General features: G+C 46.5%; 13 protein-coding genes and 1 other annotated feature. Of the genes, 7 read left to right on the forward strand and 6 right to left on the reverse strand.

The genetic code is table 11. The features are described 5' to 3' along the window. Positions 1-571: 571 nt before the first annotated feature. From U1I11_RS09055 to U1I11_RS09075, 5 genes are all read left to right on the forward strand, one after another. On the forward strand, positions 572-1,408 hold the full coding sequence (locus U1I11_RS09055; protein WP_322905771.1) for an HAD family hydrolase: 837 nt from the start codon (positions 572-574) through the stop codon (positions 1,406-1,408). Then, positions 1,408-1,740 (forward strand): DMT family transporter, encoded by a 333-nt coding sequence (locus tag U1I11_RS09060; protein WP_322905772.1) that lies wholly within the window; start codon positions 1,408-1,410, stop codon positions 1,738-1,740. The genes U1I11_RS09055 and U1I11_RS09060 overlap by 1 nt, the downstream gene beginning before the upstream one ends. Then, positions 1,737-2,798, forward strand: coding sequence for a metallophosphoesterase family protein (locus tag U1I11_RS09065; RefSeq protein ID WP_322905773.1), 1,062 nt, complete (start codon positions 1,737-1,739; stop codon positions 2,796-2,798). Before U1I11_RS09060 ends, U1I11_RS09065 begins: the two co-directional genes overlap by 4 nt. Before the next feature lie 226 nt (positions 2,799-3,024). Next, entirely contained in the window at positions 3,025-3,771 is a 747-nt protein-coding gene (locus U1I11_RS09070; RefSeq protein ID WP_322905774.1) for an alpha/beta hydrolase, read from the forward strand. A 208-nt stretch (positions 3,772-3,979) separates the two neighbouring features. Further along, the gene (locus U1I11_RS09075; RefSeq protein WP_322905775.1) at positions 3,980-4,150 is read left to right on the forward strand and encodes a hypothetical protein; all 171 of its coding nucleotides are present in this window, start codon (positions 3,980-3,982) and stop codon (positions 4,148-4,150) included. Between the two features lie 70 nt (positions 4,151-4,220). On the opposite strand, the gene U1I11_RS09080 is transcribed toward U1I11_RS09075, so the two are convergent. Genes U1I11_RS09080 through U1I11_RS09095 form a run of 4 tightly spaced genes read right to left on the reverse strand, consistent with a single transcriptional unit; the run spans position 4,221 to position 7,814 of the window. Further along, entirely contained in the window at positions 4,221-4,739 is a 519-nt protein-coding gene (locus tag U1I11_RS09080; RefSeq protein WP_322905776.1) for a DedA family protein, read from the reverse strand. A gap of 6 nt (positions 4,740-4,745) precedes the next feature. After that, positions 4,746-5,270 carry a CDP-diacylglycerol--serine O-phosphatidyltransferase gene (pssA, locus tag U1I11_RS09085; protein ID WP_416235436.1) on the reverse strand — a complete coding sequence of 175 codons (525 nt, stop codon included), beginning with the start codon at positions 5,268-5,270 and terminating at the stop codon, positions 4,746-4,748. 46 nt (positions 5,271-5,316) lie between these two features. Further along, on the reverse strand, positions 5,317-5,991 hold the full coding sequence (locus U1I11_RS09090) for a response regulator transcription factor (RefSeq protein WP_322905778.1): 675 nt from the start codon (positions 5,989-5,991) through the stop codon (positions 5,317-5,319). A 2-nt stretch (positions 5,992-5,993) separates the two neighbouring features. After that, entirely contained in the window at positions 5,994-7,814 is a 1,821-nt protein-coding gene (locus U1I11_RS09095) for a sensor histidine kinase (RefSeq protein WP_322905779.1), read from the reverse strand. 709 nt (positions 7,815-8,523) lie between these two features. Between U1I11_RS09095 and U1I11_RS09100 the strand changes: the two genes are divergently transcribed. Next, positions 8,524-9,585, forward strand: a complete 1,062-nt coding sequence (locus tag U1I11_RS09100) for a M42 family metallopeptidase (RefSeq protein ID WP_322906185.1) — start codon at positions 8,524-8,526, stop codon at positions 9,583-9,585. Between the two features lie 580 nt (positions 9,586-10,165). On the opposite strand, the gene U1I11_RS09105 is transcribed toward U1I11_RS09100, so the two are convergent. Both U1I11_RS09105 and U1I11_RS09110 read right to left on the reverse strand, forming a co-directional pair. Next, positions 10,166-11,344 (reverse strand): aminotransferase class I/II-fold pyridoxal phosphate-dependent enzyme, encoded by a 1,179-nt coding sequence (locus U1I11_RS09105; protein ID WP_322905780.1) that lies wholly within the window; start codon positions 11,342-11,344, stop codon positions 10,166-10,168. 237 nt (positions 11,345-11,581) lie between these two features. Then, positions 11,582-11,819 (reverse strand) — a binding site (T-box leader). A 390-nt stretch (positions 11,820-12,209) separates the two neighbouring features. After that, positions 12,210-13,085, reverse strand: a complete 876-nt coding sequence (locus tag U1I11_RS09110) for a hypothetical protein (RefSeq protein ID WP_322905781.1) — start codon at positions 13,083-13,085, stop codon at positions 12,210-12,212. 781 nt (positions 13,086-13,866) lie between these two features. Here U1I11_RS09110 and U1I11_RS09115 point away from each other — a divergent pair. Then, positions 13,867-17,514 (forward strand): chitobiase/beta-hexosaminidase C-terminal domain-containing protein, encoded by a 3,648-nt coding sequence (locus tag U1I11_RS09115; protein ID WP_322905782.1) that lies wholly within the window; start codon positions 13,867-13,869, stop codon positions 17,512-17,514. The last annotated feature ends 250 nt before the right edge of the window (positions 17,515-17,764 follow it).

Below are 17,764 nucleotides of genomic sequence, written 5' to 3' on the forward strand. Positions count from 1 at the left end.
CTGGAATCGTAGCAGGAGAACAGCGCTGCTCTGCAATAACAAACTACGTATTTAACACGGTCAGCCTACTAGTGAGCTGTCTCAAATGAAAATTATGTTTAAACGTCCCTAAATCGATTCAGCACCAACCCATTGTTAGATCGACAAACCGTCAATGTATTTGATACAAGCTACTAGTACCTTGACCAAGTTCAATGTTAATTTTGGTTGTGTACTGAAATGTTGATCCATGCGACCTTAAAACAGATTCAATACTCCAATTCATCTCGGTCAAGGTACTAGCCATATTGTAAGCAGAACGATTGCTTATAGGCTTCAACCTGCTTCGCTTGCAGCAAAAATGATGATTTGCATAAACGAATCGGCAATATCGCTTGTGATCATACAGGAGTAGATTGCCGATGGAACGGTGATGCACAGCGTAGTTATGGCGCTGTGCATCCCTTTTTATCTATAGCCGAAAGGAAATATGATGATGACGGATACATGTAAAGACAGATCGCATAAAGACAGATCACAAGCACAACAAGCTGCTTTACCCCCACAACCGGGGAACTCGAATGGGCAATGTGTGGAGCCACAGTTAGTACATCCTCATGAGCCGCATACGATCCAACCGATCGAGCGGACGGAATTGCTGCGCTGTCTGTTACGTCAACAGCATGCCTCTGTACGTATTGACGCAGTATTATTTGATAAGGACGGTACATTGCTTGATTTTATACATTTATGGGGCTGTTGGGCGGATGAGCTGTTGCGCAGTTTTCGGGCGGCACTGGAAGCGGATGGTTTAAGCTGGCAAGAGCACAATATGGCAGGCATTTTCGGCACGATTCATAATGAACAAGGCTGTATTATCGATTATGATGTGCGTGGCCCGCTTGCGATGGGCACGATGAATGATGTGTATGCAGTGCTTGCCTGGCAAGGCTACCGTGCAGGCTGGTCATGGGGGCAGGCAAGCCGTATCGTGCGTGAGCTGGTAGCCGCTGCCGATGAGCTGTTGGAACGGGAGCGTCCGGTCAAAGAGATTGCTGGAGCGACCGCATTTATAATGCAATGTCGCCGTGCCGGATTGAAGCTTGGAGTCGTTACGGCGGATGATACCGCCAATGCACATAAGCATTTATTATGGCTCGGTGTGGAGTCGCTGTTTGATGTGATTATCGGTAGCGATCAAGTGGAACGTGGCAAGCCGTTTCCTGATCTTGTGGTGCAAGCATGTCGGCAAATTGGCGTACAGGCACAGCATGTGATGGTGATCGGTGATACAAACGGAGATATGATGATGGCGCAGGCGGCAGGCTGTCCGCTTGCGATTGGAATCGGGCAGTCTCAACATTTTGCCAGCGTATCTACGACGATTGCGTCGTTTACCGAATTGCTGGCGAAGCAGGAGGAGATGTGATGGGCGTCTATGCAGGCTGGGTATTGCTAAGCGGCGCGATTATGCTGGAGCTGAGCGGTACGGTATTGATGAAAATATCAGACGGCTTTTCGCGCCCATTGCCTTCATTGTTCATGTTTATTTGTTATGCGGCAAGCTTTACGTTGCTAAACTATGCGGTGCGTTATATGCCGATCAGTGTAGCTTATGCGATCTGGTCGGGGGTAGGCATTACGTTGATCAGTGTGGCAGGATATTATTTATTTGGGGAGCGGCTGCGTATAACTTCGGTATGTTGGCTCGCTGTAATCGTCGTTGGCATTATTGGACTGAAATGGAGTGATACGAGATGACACCAGCTTTTTATACATCGATGGATCACACAACAACAGGGCAAGCAAGTCGTTTGGAAGAACAGGAGCGAATCGCTTCGTTTCAGGTCGTGACGGATACGCATTTGACTGCTGATCCACAACATTTGTACAATCGGCATCTGGTGCTGGCGCTGAACGACATAAGTAAGCATGGACAGGATAGCCTCGGCATTATGCATGTGGGCGATATGACCGATCACGGATTGCCAGCGGAATATGCGGAGCTTCAGCGCATTGTGGCGTTATATGGACAGCATCTTCCGCCTATCTACGGTACGACCGGCAATCATGATGTAGGTGATCTGGGCTGGAAGCAGGGAGAATGGATGGAGCAGTTAGACGGGCTGCTCTCGCTAGATGGACAATCATTGCGGACGTTGTGGGCGCATTATGCAGAAGCTGCCACTGATCTGGATACGATGCCATCCGTTACTGCACTACCGGAGGCGGTGCATAAGTTATGGCTACACCGTTTGGGCAGTTTTAATGAAGCGACCGCGACGGAAGGTGCTTATTATCAGCAGCGTCTGAGCGGATATGTGTTTATTTTTCTCGGCACCGAGCGTCCGCTTGCTAAAGATTGCCATTTATCTTCGATGCAGTTGCAATGGTTACGGCAGCGCCTTGAGGCGGCAACAACCGCATCACCGGGTAAGCCGATTTTTGTGTTTTTGCACCAGCCACTTAAGGATACGGTAGCCGGCTCGCTTGCCGAGCAGGGATGGTTTGGCGTGGAGCAAGATGGTGAGCTTAAGAAATTGCTGTTGCGCTACCCGCAGGTCATGTTGTTTAGCGGGCATACCCATTGGCAGTTAAACTCGCCGCACACGATGCATCAGTCTGCAGGCGGAGCCGTTATGTTTAATGCGGCGTCGGTCGCTTATTTGTGGACGGATGCGGATGAATATTTGGAAGGCAGTCAAGGCTATTATATCGATATTTATCCAGCGCATATCGTCGTACGCGGACGTGATTTTGCCTCTGCACGGTGGCTAGAAGCAGCGACATGGACACTAGCTTATGGTACTACAACATAAAACAGCGGTCTCGTCTTGATGCCTACGCACATTGGTAATAGCGTTTCGCTGACGTGTGCATCGTGATTGATCGATACGCACAGCGATCGCTGTGAAATGAGCATCTTGCCATCAAATATGGTATTCTTACTTCTGGTTCGGTAAGTAAGCCGGAGATGACGGGTTCGTTTGCCCACAGCCTTTTACAATGCAAAGCAAGCGACAGAGAGAAGTGGAGAGATCGGATATGAAGATGGTAACGCCTCAATCTTTTACGTACAAAGCAGGGTCACGGGCGGTATTGCTGCTGCACGGTTATACCGGTAGTACGATACATGTGCGCCGTTTAGGGCGATATTTGCATGAGCATGGTTATACATGTCATGCACCTCTATACGCCGGGCATGGCGATGTGCCCGAATTGCTGCTTCATACCCGTCCAGCGGCATGGTGGCAAAGTGTAGTGGATGGTTATGATGCGTTACAGCAACAAGGTTATGAGGAAATTGCGGTCGCAGGAGTGTCGCTTGGCGGTGTATTTACGCTGCGATTAGCAACGTTATTTCCGGTCAAAGCGGTCATTTCGATGAGCGCACCGGTGCAGGAGAAAAGTACAGCCAATATTTTGCAGCGTGTACTCGACTATGCACGTTGGTATGTATCATTGGAAACGAAAGACACTGCTGTTATGACGGAGCGGCTGGAACGATTGGCTGCTGAGCCATTACATGAGCTGGAACAACTGCGTCAATTGATCAGTTCCACCGCCGAACGATTACATCGCATTACAGCGCCAGCACTTATTATGCAAGGCGAACAAGATGATGCGCTGTATCAGAATAGTGCACGCACCATTTATGAGCAGATCGGTTCGAAGCATAAACAATTAAAGTGGTATCCAGCGTCCGGGCATATTTTGCCGATGGATGTCGAGTATGCACAAGTATGTACGGATATTCACCAATTTCTAGATACATTGGACTGGAAGGTGTAGGAAGTGTTAACGTCTAAAGTTATCGTCATTACGTATAAATAACAACATACTAACAACGAATTAACAATAAATTAACAACGTTTTAGCTTATTTATATTTAACATTGAATAGTACAGTTATTTAATTATTTTTTGCAAAACTATATCTCTTGGCCTAGATGATCGTTTATAATGAGGATGTAAGATCATCAGAAACAGGAGTGGTTCAGATGAGTAAAGAGTTTCTGTTGGAACTTCGTAGGCTTGGATATGGGGAAGAAGAACGCTACAAGCTAATGATGCAGGGGATTCGTAGCACATTAGCAACTCGCAAATCGTATGGTGCTTTACGACGTTATTTGCGCAGTATGAAAAAACCTACCGCAGGAAGCTGGCGTTAATGCCAGCTTTCCGGCAGTAGGTTTTTTTGTGTCCGGCGGCAAGTTTGCCATACCATTCTATGGTGTATTGTTAACCGATCGGTTTGACTTTAGGCAAATTAGGTAAAAAATGATGCCCGGCAAAATAACCAAGAGAGATAAACACAACCGTCCATACTAGTGCAGCAGCAATACAGATCATAAAATATTTGCGAAACGAAATGCCGCTAATACCGGAAATATAGCCTGTCATATGGCGGACGCCGGGAATAAAATAGGAAAAAAATATCGTCCAACGTCCATACCGCTGAAACCACGCTTGAACTTTCTCATATTTATCCATCGTCAGACCGACCCATTTGCCATAACGGACGATCAGCGATGCGCCGACTAATCGTCCAATCCAATAGCTGATCGTCATGCCACAGATCGAACCGATATAGCTACACAGCCATGCGAGCGGCAGTTGTAGCACATGTTTGGAAGACAGGTAGCCGACCAAAATCATCAGCATCTCATCTGGTACAGGCAAGCCAATTATGCCAAAGGCGAGCAAACCGGCAATCGCCGCATAACCGTAATGACTAATATAAGCGATAATAAGCGCCATCTTCCATCACTTCCTGACCATTTTATTTTTAAAGGATGGGAATGGAATCCGGCTAATCATTAAAAAGGATAGCAACGCAATAAATGCGATCAACAGTGTCGGCTGGATCGAAGCGATTAGCAGCGAGGCGAGCGCTAGCAATGTGCCTGCAGCTGTGATTGGCATGCCGGTAAAACCTGCACTCGTACCGCTAACGTTAAAACGTGCAAGTCGTAATGCACCACAAATGACAAACAATACTGCCGCTACCGGCCCTGGCCCGCCTGATGGATTAAGCTGATCAAACAGCACCAAAAATACCGGTGCCGCCCCAAACGAAATCAGGTCGGCAAGCGAGTCGAGCTGTTTGCCAAATTCGCTAGGACAATGCAGTAACCGTGCAAGCAATCCATCCAATACATCAAATAACGCGGCAAACAAAATCATCAATGCCGCTAGCCGATAATGCTCATGCATCGTTAGTAATAGCGACACGGTTCCCGCCGCTAGATTAAGTACAGTACATAATGAGGGGACAAAGCTCCATTTCATCATTGTTCATTCCTTCCGGGCATCATTGTGCCGTATCGTACATCATTTAAGGCTCGAATTGGTAACCGACACCGATTACGGTGCGAATATGTCCTGATTCCTTGCCTAGCTTGGCGCGCAGCTTTTTAATATGGGAATCGACCACTCGTGATTCACCTTCAAACTCAATCCCCCAAATGCGGCTAAGCAGCGTGTCGCGCGGAATGACACGATTCGTATTGCGTACGAGCAATAGCAGCAGTTCGTATTCTTTGGGCGTTAATTCAATCGGTTTGCCATCCAGCTCCATGCGGCGAGTTAGTGTATTTAGCACAACACCGCCAAAGCTAAGGCGATGCCCTTGTGGTTCATAATTTTCCGTTACTCGTTTCATCAATGAATTGGCTCGTGCCAATAGCACTCTGGGGCTAAATGGCTTGGTCACATAATCATCCGCCCCAAGTTCAAAGCCAAGCACTTTATCGCTGTCGGCAGACTTGGCAGTCAGCAAAATAATAGGAACGCCAGAGTGTTTACGAATATGGCGACAGACGTCCAAGCCATCCATATGTGGCATCATAATATCAAGAATGATCAAATCAGGGTAATGCAGCTCAAATTGCTCAAGCGCTTGCTCGCCATCTTCCGCTTCCACAATTACCCAGCCATCACTTTGAAAATAATCCGCAATCACTTCGCGAATGCGCTGCTCATCCTCGACGAGCAAAACTTTTCCAGCCATCTTTACACTCCTTCCCGCCGTGAATCCGGCTGTATGCGTTCATGAAACCGAATGGAAAATCGTACGCCATCCGTCAGATTTTGCACCGAATAACTGCAACCATGCAAATCAAGAATTTGACTGGCGATCGGCAATCCTAGCCCGGTGCCGCCGGTCTGACGACTGCGCGAAGGCTCTGCACGATAAAATCGCTCCCAAATATGTTCTAGATGCTCGTCTGCAATCGGTTTGCCTGTATTATCCACATGCAGTGTAGTCGTAAAGTCTGTGCTTTCGATCACGATTCGGATCGTGCTACCGGTTTCGGCATGGCGGATTGCATTAATGATCAGATTGCGCAATACCTGCTCGATCCAGTCCGGATCAGCTAGCACAGAACGTTCATCAACCGGTGAAATGACGATCGCAAGCTTTCGTGGTTGTAACGAATAGATCAGCTTGTTAGCTACTTTCTCGGACAGTTCACTAAGCATAAACGGACGCGGTTGCAAGCGAATCGTACCGGATTCAAGTCGTGCCAGATCAAGCATATCTTTGATTAGCATTTCCATTTTGTCCGCTTCTTCGATAATTACATTGACATAATGCTCACTTTTGTCGATTTTGACACCATCTTGCAATCCTTCGGCAAAACTTTTGACGATGCTAAGCGGTGTTTTCAGTTCATGTGATGCATTGGTAAAAAAGCTTTGCTGAATCTGTTCCATCCGTTGTTTGTGCTCCATATCTCGTTGCAGCTGTGTATTCGCTTCCTGCAGCTCGCGCAGCGCCGTATCTAACTTGCGTGCCAGCGTATCCATACTGCGTGCGAGTCCGCCCAGTTCATCTTGCTGTCGTAGCGGCGGTATGTTTATGCTGCTGCTAAAATCAAGTCGTACCATCCGTTTAGCCATCCGGTTTAACGCAATTAGCGGCTTCGTCACCATACGCGAGAAAAATAGCGACAAAATCAAAATTAATGCAAAGCCACCGATGCCGAGATATACATAAAACCAGCGCAATGCCGCATTCGTATCGCTAATCTCCTGAATAGATGTGATGACAACCATCAATTGAAATTGCCCGTTTTTTTGCAATGGATACAATGTGATCAAATTGTTGGAGCCGCTCCACGAATCGGTCCAGTTATATTGGATCGGTTGCATATTTTGCAAATCCGTTTGCTGTTCTGTCATAAGTGGCAGCTGCTCGTTGATCGCTTGCAACAGCAAACCTTGACTAATTTTCCAAGTCGACAGATCGGGCAGCATCAGCTCGCTAACCGTACCGGTTATTTTGACAGTATTGGTATCGTAAATGTCACCGATCGTTTTGATGCCATTTTTGTTTAGTTGTTGCGGATCAAATACGGTGTACGGTTGTTTGCCGCTCGGCGCTCTTATGGTGCCGTAAATCGTCAGCGTATCGCCTAGCTTAATATGTGCTTGGCGAAACGGTTCACCGTATTCGCTCATCATTAGCGCAAGCGGCACGAAAATTTGCTTGCCATCCGGCTGTTTTAGCAGCAGATGATACGTCTCGTTGAGACGGAGCTGGTACATATCGTTCAGCATCATCTCGCCTTGTGGATTAATGATGGCGAGCTGGCTTTTGTTCGTTTCCATAAAACGGATCGCTTGCCGTGAAAGCGTATTGCTATCCACCGATTCTGTCACATATTCGTGCGCTAATTGTTCCACATTGTGCTCAACCTGACGCATTTTATATGTTTCATAAAATTGATTGAAAAATAGCAATTGTGATAAGATAACCATCGCATAAAAACAGGCAAAAAAGATAACCGTAATAATGAACAGTTTAAAGGTAATACTGCGGTTTTTCATACGAACTCCTTTTGGACAACTTATCGGAATAAACGCATCATATCATATTCCGGTGCGGACAGCTTGCCGTTTACTCGCTTTTATCGGCAGCAGCATCAGCAACGTACAGTTCCGGTCTATTTAGTATATGGAAACGATTTGTCCTTAATGTGTCCATATTCATATGTAAACAGCTAGTTTGTAAATGATAGATTGTAAATTTTGTTAATTCGTTGATAGGCGATGAAAGGTACGAGATTGGTATAAATACGACGCATATGTGCAATGGCAAACGTGTGCGATAAACATATGTACTAAACAGATACAATCCATCGCTTGCGACCGCACAAGTGGCGGCGCTGACAGCGGGGATACTGCCAGGCATTTTCACCGTTGGAATCTTCACTTTTTACAGCAGTTGGCGCAACTTCCTCGTACCGTTTATTAGCTGCAAAGTGCAGACAAGTTGCCAGTAGCTCTATTGTTTTATTTATGCAACGATAGGATGCATTATATGGAATCGCGCATACCGAACAATAAATTGATTTCTTTAAAATTGTAGCAGATTTGCAGCAACGAATGACGCTAGATATCGAATGGTTGGATGAATAAACATACAGTTTATTTTACAACGGCAATTGCCAACACTTGCATTCTAGCATACAATCACTATTATATTTAATTAACCTATGGTCAGTAGTGGGGCAGAGGAGAGATTGTTGTGGATGATATGACATTAATGATGAAACAGCTTACCGAAACGGACGGTGTGTCCGGGTTTGAACGCTCGGTACGAGACCAAATGGCAGACTATTTAAGCCCATTGTCGGACGAACTGCTTCAAGATCGCCTCGGCAGCATTATCGGTAAAAAAGTCGGCAACGAACAAGGGCCGCGTGTACTGATCGCTGGTCATCTGGACGAAATCGGCTTTCTCGTGACGAGCATCACGCCTAAAGGCTTTCTGCGTTTTGAACAGCTTGGTGGTTGGTGGCCGCATTCCGTCATGTCGCAGCGTGTACGTGTCAAAACGCGCAAAGGCGACTATGTTGGTATCGTTGGCTCCAAGCCACCGCATGGGATGGAAGCATCTGAGCGCGACAAAGTTGTGAAACTCAAACAAATGTATATCGACATCGGTGCACGTGATGCTGAAGATGCCAAAGCGATGGGTGTACGTCCGGGCGATTGGATCGTACCGATTTCCGACTTTACGACGATGCGCGACGATGAGCTATGGGTCGGTAAAGCGCTGGACAATCGCGCTGGCTGCGCATTAGCAGTTGAAGTGCTGAAGCGTCTGCAACAGGAACAGCATCCGAATGTATTGTATGCTGGGGCGACCGTACAGGAAGAAGTAGGGCTGCGTGGAGCAACGACCGTCGCTAATTTGGTACAACCGGATATCGCGTTTGCGCTCGATGTAGGTATTGCCAACGATATGCCTGGTATCGAAGTGGAGACGGCTTCCAATGTAGGTGGCGGTCCGCTACTGTTATTGCTTGATGCGACGATGATTCCACATACCGGTCTGCGTGATCTAGTCATGGATACAGCAGAAGAACTCGGTATGGATGTGCAAGTGACGACTGTTATGGGCGGCGGTACGGATGGCGGCAAATTCCATCTGCACGGCAAAGGTTGTCCAACTTTGTCGCTCGGCTTTGCGACTCGTTACATCCATACGCATAATGCAATTATGGCGAAAAAAGACTTTGACGAAGCGGCTACACTGCTCGTCCATGTGATCAAAAAGTTGGATCAGAATAAAGTGAATGAGCTGTTTGGTTAAGCGCGCGGCGACGCACTAAGCTAAGCGCTGTATACATCTGTAGTGGCGCAGATGCGTAATCTGTTCATTTTATGGCAGACTCACTTCACAGCAGATTTAAGCTAGTACGTTAACCGAGATGAATTGGAGTGTTGAAGCTGGAACAAGCTATTATTTATTAGGATTCCAGTGTATGATCCAAATTAACATTGAACTTGGTCGATGTACTAGTCATAAACGAATAAAAGTAAGCCCTCTGTTTTCGTACGATATGATGTATCATGTACTTCCGGTTGAAACGGTAATGTACATCGTAATCACATACGAGCAAGAGGGCTTGTTTGCTGTTGTTATCGTCACCGCAAGCTGTGCAGGTAGTACCTTTGGAAACCTTGAGAAACATTTGGAAATACACATTACCTATTTTCAGGTGATAAGGCAGTGTAAACACATGGTGGAGTAGCTTGTTGGGCTAGCCTATGTGCTATGCCTTTTTACTGATTTTTTGTACATGCTACCCATATAATATGGGAACAAAACATGCCGCTACAGCCTCATCTGCGCATCACTTTAAAGCGCATCGTGCGAGCCGACTTTCGACTCAAGCAAACTGCCCCATAAACTGCCCGATCCGCTCCAATGCCAGTTCCAGTTTGGCAGGGGAAGTAGCGTAAGAACAGCGGATAAAACCTTCCCCACCACTGCCAAAAGCGGTTCCTGGTACGGTGAGCACATTCGTTTCTTGCAGCAGACGCTCAGCAAATTGCTCGGAGCTAAGACCGGTATGAGCGATGGATGGGAATGCATAAAAAGCACCTTTTGGCTCATGGCATGGCAGCCCGGCTTGCCGCAATCCGCTCACAAACATCTGTCTGCGTGTATTGTAGGAATCCATCATCATGTCTTTGGCTTCGATACCATGCGGTTTGAGCGATTCCAATGCAGCGATCTGTCCGAGAATCGGTGCGCACATAATCGTATATTGGTGGATTTTGAGCATCGGTGTAATCACTTCCTGCGGCCCACAAGCATAGCCGATTCGCCAGCCGGTCATCGCAAATGCTTTGGAAAAGCCGCTAATGAGCAGCGTCCGTTCTTTCATGCCTGGCATAGCGGCAAAGCTAACATGTTGGCTACCATAGGTTAGCTCTCCGTAGATTTCATCGGACAGCACGAACAGATTATGTTTTTCCACCAATTGGGCGATCGGCAGCCAGTCTTCATACGTCATCACCGCACCGGTCGGATTGCTTGGATAGTTTAAAATGAGCAGTTTGGAACGCGGTGTAATGCTTGCTTCCAATTGTGCAGCAGTGAGCTTAAAACTGTTGGCAGCGGTCGTTGCTACCTCGACCGTTTTGCCACTGCATAGCCCGGTAATCGGTGAATACGATACATAACATGGAGCAGGCACGAGAATTTCGTCGCCTTCCTCAATCAGCACACGCAGCGCCAGATCAAGCGCTTCACTGCTGCCGATCGTTACCATCATCTCCTGAGCAGGATCATAACTCACCTGGAAATTTTGTTCCAAATAAACGGCGATACTTTCGCGCAGTTCCAGCAGCCCAGCATTAGGCGTATACTCGGTACGCCCTTGTTCCAGCGCACGAATACAAGCTTCCCGTACCGCACGTGGTGTCGTAAAATCCGGCTCTCCAATCCCGAGCGAAATCACATCTTCACGTCCTGAAATATAATCAAAAAACTTGCGAATACCCGATTGCGGCATCTCTTGTGCGAGCGGTGTCACCAGGTTGCGTGTCGTCATTGAACTCATTATAATTCCTCCTCAAGTGATGAAACGGATAAGGTCGTTGAGATTAAATTGGGATAGATCGGCGTTAGCTAATGAATGATCATCGTTCAAGCCACGCAGCAATACATGCAAATAGTGTTTGAGTGTAGCTAATACAAATCGTCGTTTTGTGAACAGGCAACAAAAACATAGGCATCCTAACCGATACAAGCAAGTCAACCTGCCTGTTTCCGAGTACAAAAAAAGACCCGTCCCTGTAAAAGGGACGAGCCTTTGCCCGTGTTACCACCCTGGTTCCGCTTTAGATCAAAACGGCACTCTGCAACGTATCTAGCAATACGTGTTCCTGTTAACGCTGGAAATGCGGCAGCACCTACTATGAGTTCAGCCTGCTTCTCGGGGATGGCTTCGGTTATGTTCTGAACGTTGGCTTGCACCTGACCCAACTCTCTGTAGAACAGAATCATAACGTACTCTTTCCCGTCATCGAATATAGTTATATTTATCGTAGCCGTTAGTGCGGCTTGTTTCACTTGATGATTACGTATGCGATTGAATGATTGAAATATCGGCATCTGTTTGTTTGCTTTTATAAATGATACGATTAGTTTGACCAGTCAAAATCGTAGGCTCATTGTAATACAGGAATTTAAGGATTGCAAGAGGGAGTTTAGAAAAGATAAGCAGATGCTATTGGATATTATTGAAATAAGTTAATTCATTAAATAATCAAGCTAACACAACGATTAGCACCTTGATCATATTTAATTTGAATTTTGTAACTGTCCCCTTGTCAATGGGGGGATTGGGATAATTTCAAAGTTAACATTTAAAGCGGTCAACGTGCTGGATTGTTGTATTTGTTTCATTTTTGATCGTTTTGATTTTAGGTTGGATTATCGACGAAATATTCATTCACCAAATTTTGTTTGATCTCATCTGCGGAGTTTTTATATTTATCGTTTTTAAGTGCTTCATCAATTTCAGCCAAAAGCTTTTTTTCTGTAGCGGTAATTGCAGAATTGGTGATTAGATCAGCCCACGAATTGTTAGAATTTGTTTTATGCTTATTAGAATAATATGTTCTTAGCTGTTCTTTTTGATTATTTTGGGGGTTTTCGTATAAATTTTCATACAGAATGATGTTATGATAATCCAAAATTTTAGGATGTACATTAGAAGAATTATAATTTGATTCATTCTGCTTAAAATGTCCCATTTCATGAAATAATGTTCTCTGTTCCGCACCTTCAAGTATAATGATTACATTATCTTTATATTGATAGCCTCCCCCATCGTATTCTTTCATATGAGTTTCAATAGGAAATCCAAGGAGCCTTTTTGCATCTTCGCGATCATCCGATTTTTCTGGAGATTCTGAAAGAGCTTTTTGTTGTGAATACCATTGACTATGTGAAATTTCACCTATATCTTTCTGGGCAAGATCGTCGATATTTAATTTATTCACTTCCTTTAAAGCGCTAATTTTATCAGTAAGTTTGGAAGTTAGAGGGAGTTCCAAGATTCTCACCTCATTGGAAATGTTTAACTTGCGTGCTTGCTCTTTAACCCACTCGGAGTTAATAACCCGTTGAATTACTTTTTTATTTGTGGAAGATGGGTTGGATAACATAAGTTGGGTCAACGCTTTATTACCTAACGCTTGCTGCATTTGGAGTATTGGAAGATTGGCTTTAGGTAATTGTAGTATTGGATGGCGTTCGTTATTTGGAACGGTTTTTTGAGTTGCAAATATTCTCATTAGATTCACCTTACTTTCTCTCCAAGGTAGTATGCACGTTAGTACATTGTTAATAGAGTATCGGTTACAACATATCGCTGATGGCGCAGGTTTCTTATTCGTTATGTGTAGTCTTGGATGGTATATGGTCTTGGAATGATACGCAAGATATGTTTGGTTTCTTTCAAGTATATCTGATTTTTATGTTGGTTGCAGTTATAAATGGAGTATACGTTCGGAAATACATTTAGATGATCGACAATATAGTTTAGGAAGTGTACGCAAACGGGTATGCTTGCAAATCGCACTTCACTGTGAGAAGGAAATAAGGGGGAAAGACGACTTCAGTGTGTGCAATCTTCAAACATAGGAGGCAATCCAAAGGATTTTTGCGCATCAAAAGATCGTACATCTTTGAACACGAGAATCTACCGTCGCTCCTATTTCGTAGATTTTGTTGTGCTACGGGCGGACGACCCCTTATTCCTTCCCGTAGCACAACATCAGGTTTGCGTACACCGCCCTATTACCTAATGCGCACTTACGAGCCAGACGAACAATCGAAATTGCCGAAATTTCCCCTCATCCTCCCACTATAGTCGAATCCTTCAAGTGAATCCTCATTTTGTTCAAGCCGACTCCATTTCATCCACTGACCAGCTCCCTTATATTCTGTATAAATTTCAATTAATTCTGTGATTTCTTCAATTTGTAAGCGTTATCTTTCAACTATGATGAGAAGGCATCAACGGTTTTGCCATGTACAGTATCCCTATTTTGCCTGTGAAAAGGAGAGGAAGCGATGAACAGACAAGCCAGAACGATGTGGCGCGCTTGGGGCGTTCAGATGATGACGCTGGCGCTTATGTTGCCTGCTTTTGCCTGGGGTGGCAGTGCGACCCAGCATGCGGAAGCGGCAACGGTAGCACGTACGATCTCGGTCGATCCGAGTCAAGTAGTGCAATCCGATTTTCTCGGTGTCGGCGTTAATATTATTCCGACCAATCTGATGGAGCTAGGTACACGTTACGGGTATAACGATGCGTACTGGGCGATGGATGCGAACCGGATTGAGAAAATTCAACCTAAAGCTGCACGCGTCTGGTTCCAAATTGACTGGATGGAACCGCAGAAAGGCACGTATACGTTTAACAGCGACAAAATGAAAGCATTTTACAAATACATGGATGCATTAAAAACAGCCGGTACGGAAGTGGAGCTGAACTTCGGCTGGAAAGTCGGCAGCACCGTCCAAAGCTGGTTTAATATCCCTGGTTTGAAAGACCCGTATGTGAGCGCACCGGCGGATTTGGACGCTTACGCTGTTTCGGCATCGGCAGCACTGAATGAATTGCTAAACCAGCGCGGCTATACGAATATTAAATACTTAACGTTTTACAATGAGCCTAATGGTAGTTGGGACTTTGAAGGCCCATCCGATCAAAAAGCTTATTATGCGCAAATGGTTCAAAAAGTGCACAATCGTCTGATCGCTGATGGGCTGCGTAACCGGGTGGAAATTTGGGGCCCAGAGGAAACCGGCGCGCTCGATTGGATGCAGTATATGAAAAATAATGCAGACAGCGCCTTTGATGCGTACACATTCCACGTCTACGGCACGAGCTATGACGGGCTGGGCAGCATTATTGCGGATCGTCATACAGCAGCCGGTTCCAAACCGGTCGTGATGACCGAATTTGGCTGGGCGGATGATGGGGCGAATGGCAGTAACTGGAACGCAGGTTTTGCCAATTCGGTCATTCGTGCCGCCAATGATGGTTTGCGCGGGGCGCTAATGTGGCAAATGAACGGGGCATGGACGAGCGACCCGGATGGCGATACAAATGGCACGTATACGATGTGGCATTCATTGCCGCTTGATCGTACACCGCGCAAAACGTACTATGCTGCCGGATTCCTCAATCGATATATTCCTGAACATAGTCAGGTGCTTAAAGTGAACACCGGTGGTGCAAGCGATGTACGCGCTTCCGCATTCCGTGGCGCGGACGGCAATTACACCGTACTCGTAGAGTCTAAAGGCGATACTGCCCAGCAATTGACGATCAACTTTGGCAGTACAAACGTGAACAAAACATTTTACAAACTAACGTATCGGGATGACGTGCAGCCGAATGCACAGGCGACATTGCCTGTCGTGGAAAACACATTTGCGGCGCAGCAGTCGTTTACCGATAATAGCACCGATACAGGCTATCATTTCTCCATTTATACGACTGCTAAGCCACAAACTCAGGTGGAAGTCACACCGATTGAAAAGACGGTTACCGGCGGGCAAACATTACAGCTACAAGCGACTGCGATCGATGCTGCATACGGAACGACAAGCACAGCCGCTGCCGTTACTGAAGATACGTACGGTGCGGAGTCATCATCCGCCAAGTTGGACGACTTTGTAAAAGAGCCGGATGCAGCGGCGACAACTGCTGATCAACAAGCAAAAGCCGCTTTGTCGAATGGGAGCAAACATGCTACAAGCAAAGCTGCCGCTTCGTCCGTGCCACAAGCTACAGCTCCATATGCTCAACAGGCTGTTACCACTGCGGACGGAATAGCAAATTCATCATTCGCGCAAACAGAAACAGTGGCACACTCAGCTCAAGCAACTGCTGCTGATCCGCCAACCCGTACGAACGGGCAAATGAACACTAACGATAGGCAAACGGCTACAGCACAAGCAACCGACCATTCCGCCGCTGTTAGCACAGACGACAGTGAACAAGCGATTAACGGTTCGCTCGAACAGCCGGCGACGTATGAATCTGCACCAAACGAAGCCGAGACGGTGACCGAATCTGCTTATACACTAACAGCGACTAATCTCACATGGACAGTGCTTGGCAGCAATAATGGCACGATTACGAGCAGCGGCTTGTACACCGCACCTGATGTGACAACCGAGCGCTTAGTAGCGATTCGTGTGGCAAGTGGCAACGGTACGGGTGCCTATGGCATCGCCTTGATTAAAGTAGTACCGCGTCATATCGCTACCCGTGTCGATGCACCAACATTTAGTTTAACACCAGGCATTTACAATTCTGCGGAAGCGGTATTTATCGAAACTGCGACCGATGGCGCGCAAATACGTTACACGCTCGACGGCACGACACCGACCGCTTCGTCGACACTATATAGCAATGCGGTCATTTTGCCCAATGGTGGCACACGCATGTTGAAAGCGATTGCGATCAAGTCGGGGTTGGATAACTCTGGCATAACGTCAGGGTTATACAAAACGCTAGATCAATCCGCCGGGCCGGATGGCTACCAGTTCTGTGCTTATGAAAGCAAAACATGCGCTTTTAACGGACAGGCGATGGTCGCTTACGGTGCGGATGGCATTTTCAAATACAAAACATTAACGAACGGCACACTTTGCACGAATGAAGTGTTTGGCGGTGATCCGGCACCAAATACAGCGAAACGTTGCTTTTATACGACAACGATTCCGGATGAAGTGCCAGTGGTGACGATTTTTAATACGGATTTTGAAAAGCCGGAAGTCGGTTCGATCAAGCCGGGACCATTTACGAATGGCTGGACATTTGATTCGCATTCTGGCATCCAGCGTAATGGCAGTGCTTTTGGAGCTGCCAACGCTCCTTCCGGTCAGCAAACCGCTTATTTAAAAACAGACAGCGGCACCAATGGGACGATGTTGCAGCAGCTTAATTTCCCAGCGGGCACGTACAAACTAAGCTTCCAGGGCGCCACGCGCAGCGGTTATGGCGTGCAAACATTTGACGTGTATGTGGACAGTCAGAAGGTCGGTAGCTTTGCACCGCAGTCCAGTTCGTTCTCGACGCTGACGACGAACGCATTTACGGTGACAGCAGGCAAGCATACGGTTAAATTCGTCGCGACATCGAATACGGGTGATCATACGGCGTTTTTGGACAAGATGATCATTCGTGAAGCAGCGAGCACACCTGACCCGGAAACACCGGTCGCAGGCGAGCTGCAAAATGGCGGTTTTGAAACGCCAACTATCGCGTCCAACAGCTCCACTAAAACCCGTGTCGGCCCGTTCACAAGCGACTGGACATTTGATAGTCGCTCCGGCATTCAAGGCAATGGCAGCGTATTCGCCCCGGCAGCCAATGCACCGGAAGGCACACAAACCGCTTATTTAAAAACAGATAACGGTATCAACGGTACGATCCAGCAGCAGCTGACGATGGCAGCAGGCACGTACAAACTGAATTTTAAAGGTGCCAAACGTACGAATCTAGGCGGTACGCAAACATTTGATGTGTATATCGACAACAACAAAGTTGGCACGTTTGCCCCGAATTCGGGCACCTATGCAAACTATACGACAAATGCGTTTACCGTCACCGCAGGTCAGCATACGATTCGTTTTGCTGCTACTTCGACGACTGGCGATAATACCGCATTTATCGATGATGTAAAATTAATTGCACAGTGAGCCGGAGCTTATCTTCAGAAGCTTACCTGCAATCGATGATCCAAGTTCACTGCATATTCAAACTTACTTCTATTCACTCTACTGTGATGACTGTACCGACTCGCTTGGATTTCTTGTATGAACGCGAACTGTCATTTGCCGAACGGATCACAAACGATGAATGGCATAGATCACTTTAACGAGCATGAGCGGCAATAAATGAAATGAACAAACATTATCTGAACACACAAACGATGCACAGTTATACGCA

This window comes from Paenibacillus campi (assembly GCF_034659835.1).
Lineage (GTDB): Bacteria > Bacillota > Bacilli > Paenibacillales > Paenibacillaceae > Saccharibacillus > Saccharibacillus campi.

Excerpts from the sequence above, each read along its gene's own strand:
- U1I11_RS09075 (WP_322905775.1), top strand. The coding sequence starts at position 3,980 with ATGAGTAAAGAGTTTCTGTTGGAACTTCGTAGGCTTGGATATGGGGAA.
- U1I11_RS09080 (WP_322905776.1), bottom strand. The coding sequence starts at position 4,739 with ATGGCGCTTATTATCGCTTATATTAGTCATTACGGTTATGCGGCGATT.
- U1I11_RS09100 (WP_322906185.1), top strand. The coding sequence starts at position 8,524 with ATGACATTAATGATGAAACAGCTTACCGAAACGGACGGTGTGTCCGGG.
- U1I11_RS09090 (WP_322905778.1), bottom strand. The coding sequence starts at position 5,991 with ATGGCTGGAAAAGTTTTGCTCGTCGAGGATGAGCAGCGCATTCGCGAA.
- U1I11_RS09110 (WP_322905781.1), bottom strand. The coding sequence starts at position 13,085 with ATGAGAATATTTGCAACTCAAAAAACCGTTCCAAATAACGAACGCCAT.
- U1I11_RS09070 (WP_322905774.1), top strand. The coding sequence starts at position 3,025 with ATGAAGATGGTAACGCCTCAATCTTTTACGTACAAAGCAGGGTCACGG.
- U1I11_RS09115 (WP_322905782.1), top strand. The coding sequence starts at position 13,867 with ATGAACAGACAAGCCAGAACGATGTGGCGCGCTTGGGGCGTTCAGATG.
- U1I11_RS09105 (WP_322905780.1), bottom strand. The coding sequence starts at position 11,344 with ATGAGTTCAATGACGACACGCAACCTGGTGACACCGCTCGCACAAGAG.
- pssA (WP_416235436.1), bottom strand. The coding sequence starts at position 5,270 with ATGAAATGGAGCTTTGTCCCCTCATTATGTACTGTACTTAATCTAGCG.
- U1I11_RS09065 (WP_322905773.1), top strand. The coding sequence starts at position 1,737 with ATGACACCAGCTTTTTATACATCGATGGATCACACAACAACAGGGCAA.
- U1I11_RS09060 (WP_322905772.1), top strand. The coding sequence starts at position 1,408 with ATGGGCGTCTATGCAGGCTGGGTATTGCTAAGCGGCGCGATTATGCTG.
- U1I11_RS09095 (WP_322905779.1), bottom strand. The coding sequence starts at position 7,814 with ATGAAAAACCGCAGTATTACCTTTAAACTGTTCATTATTACGGTTATC.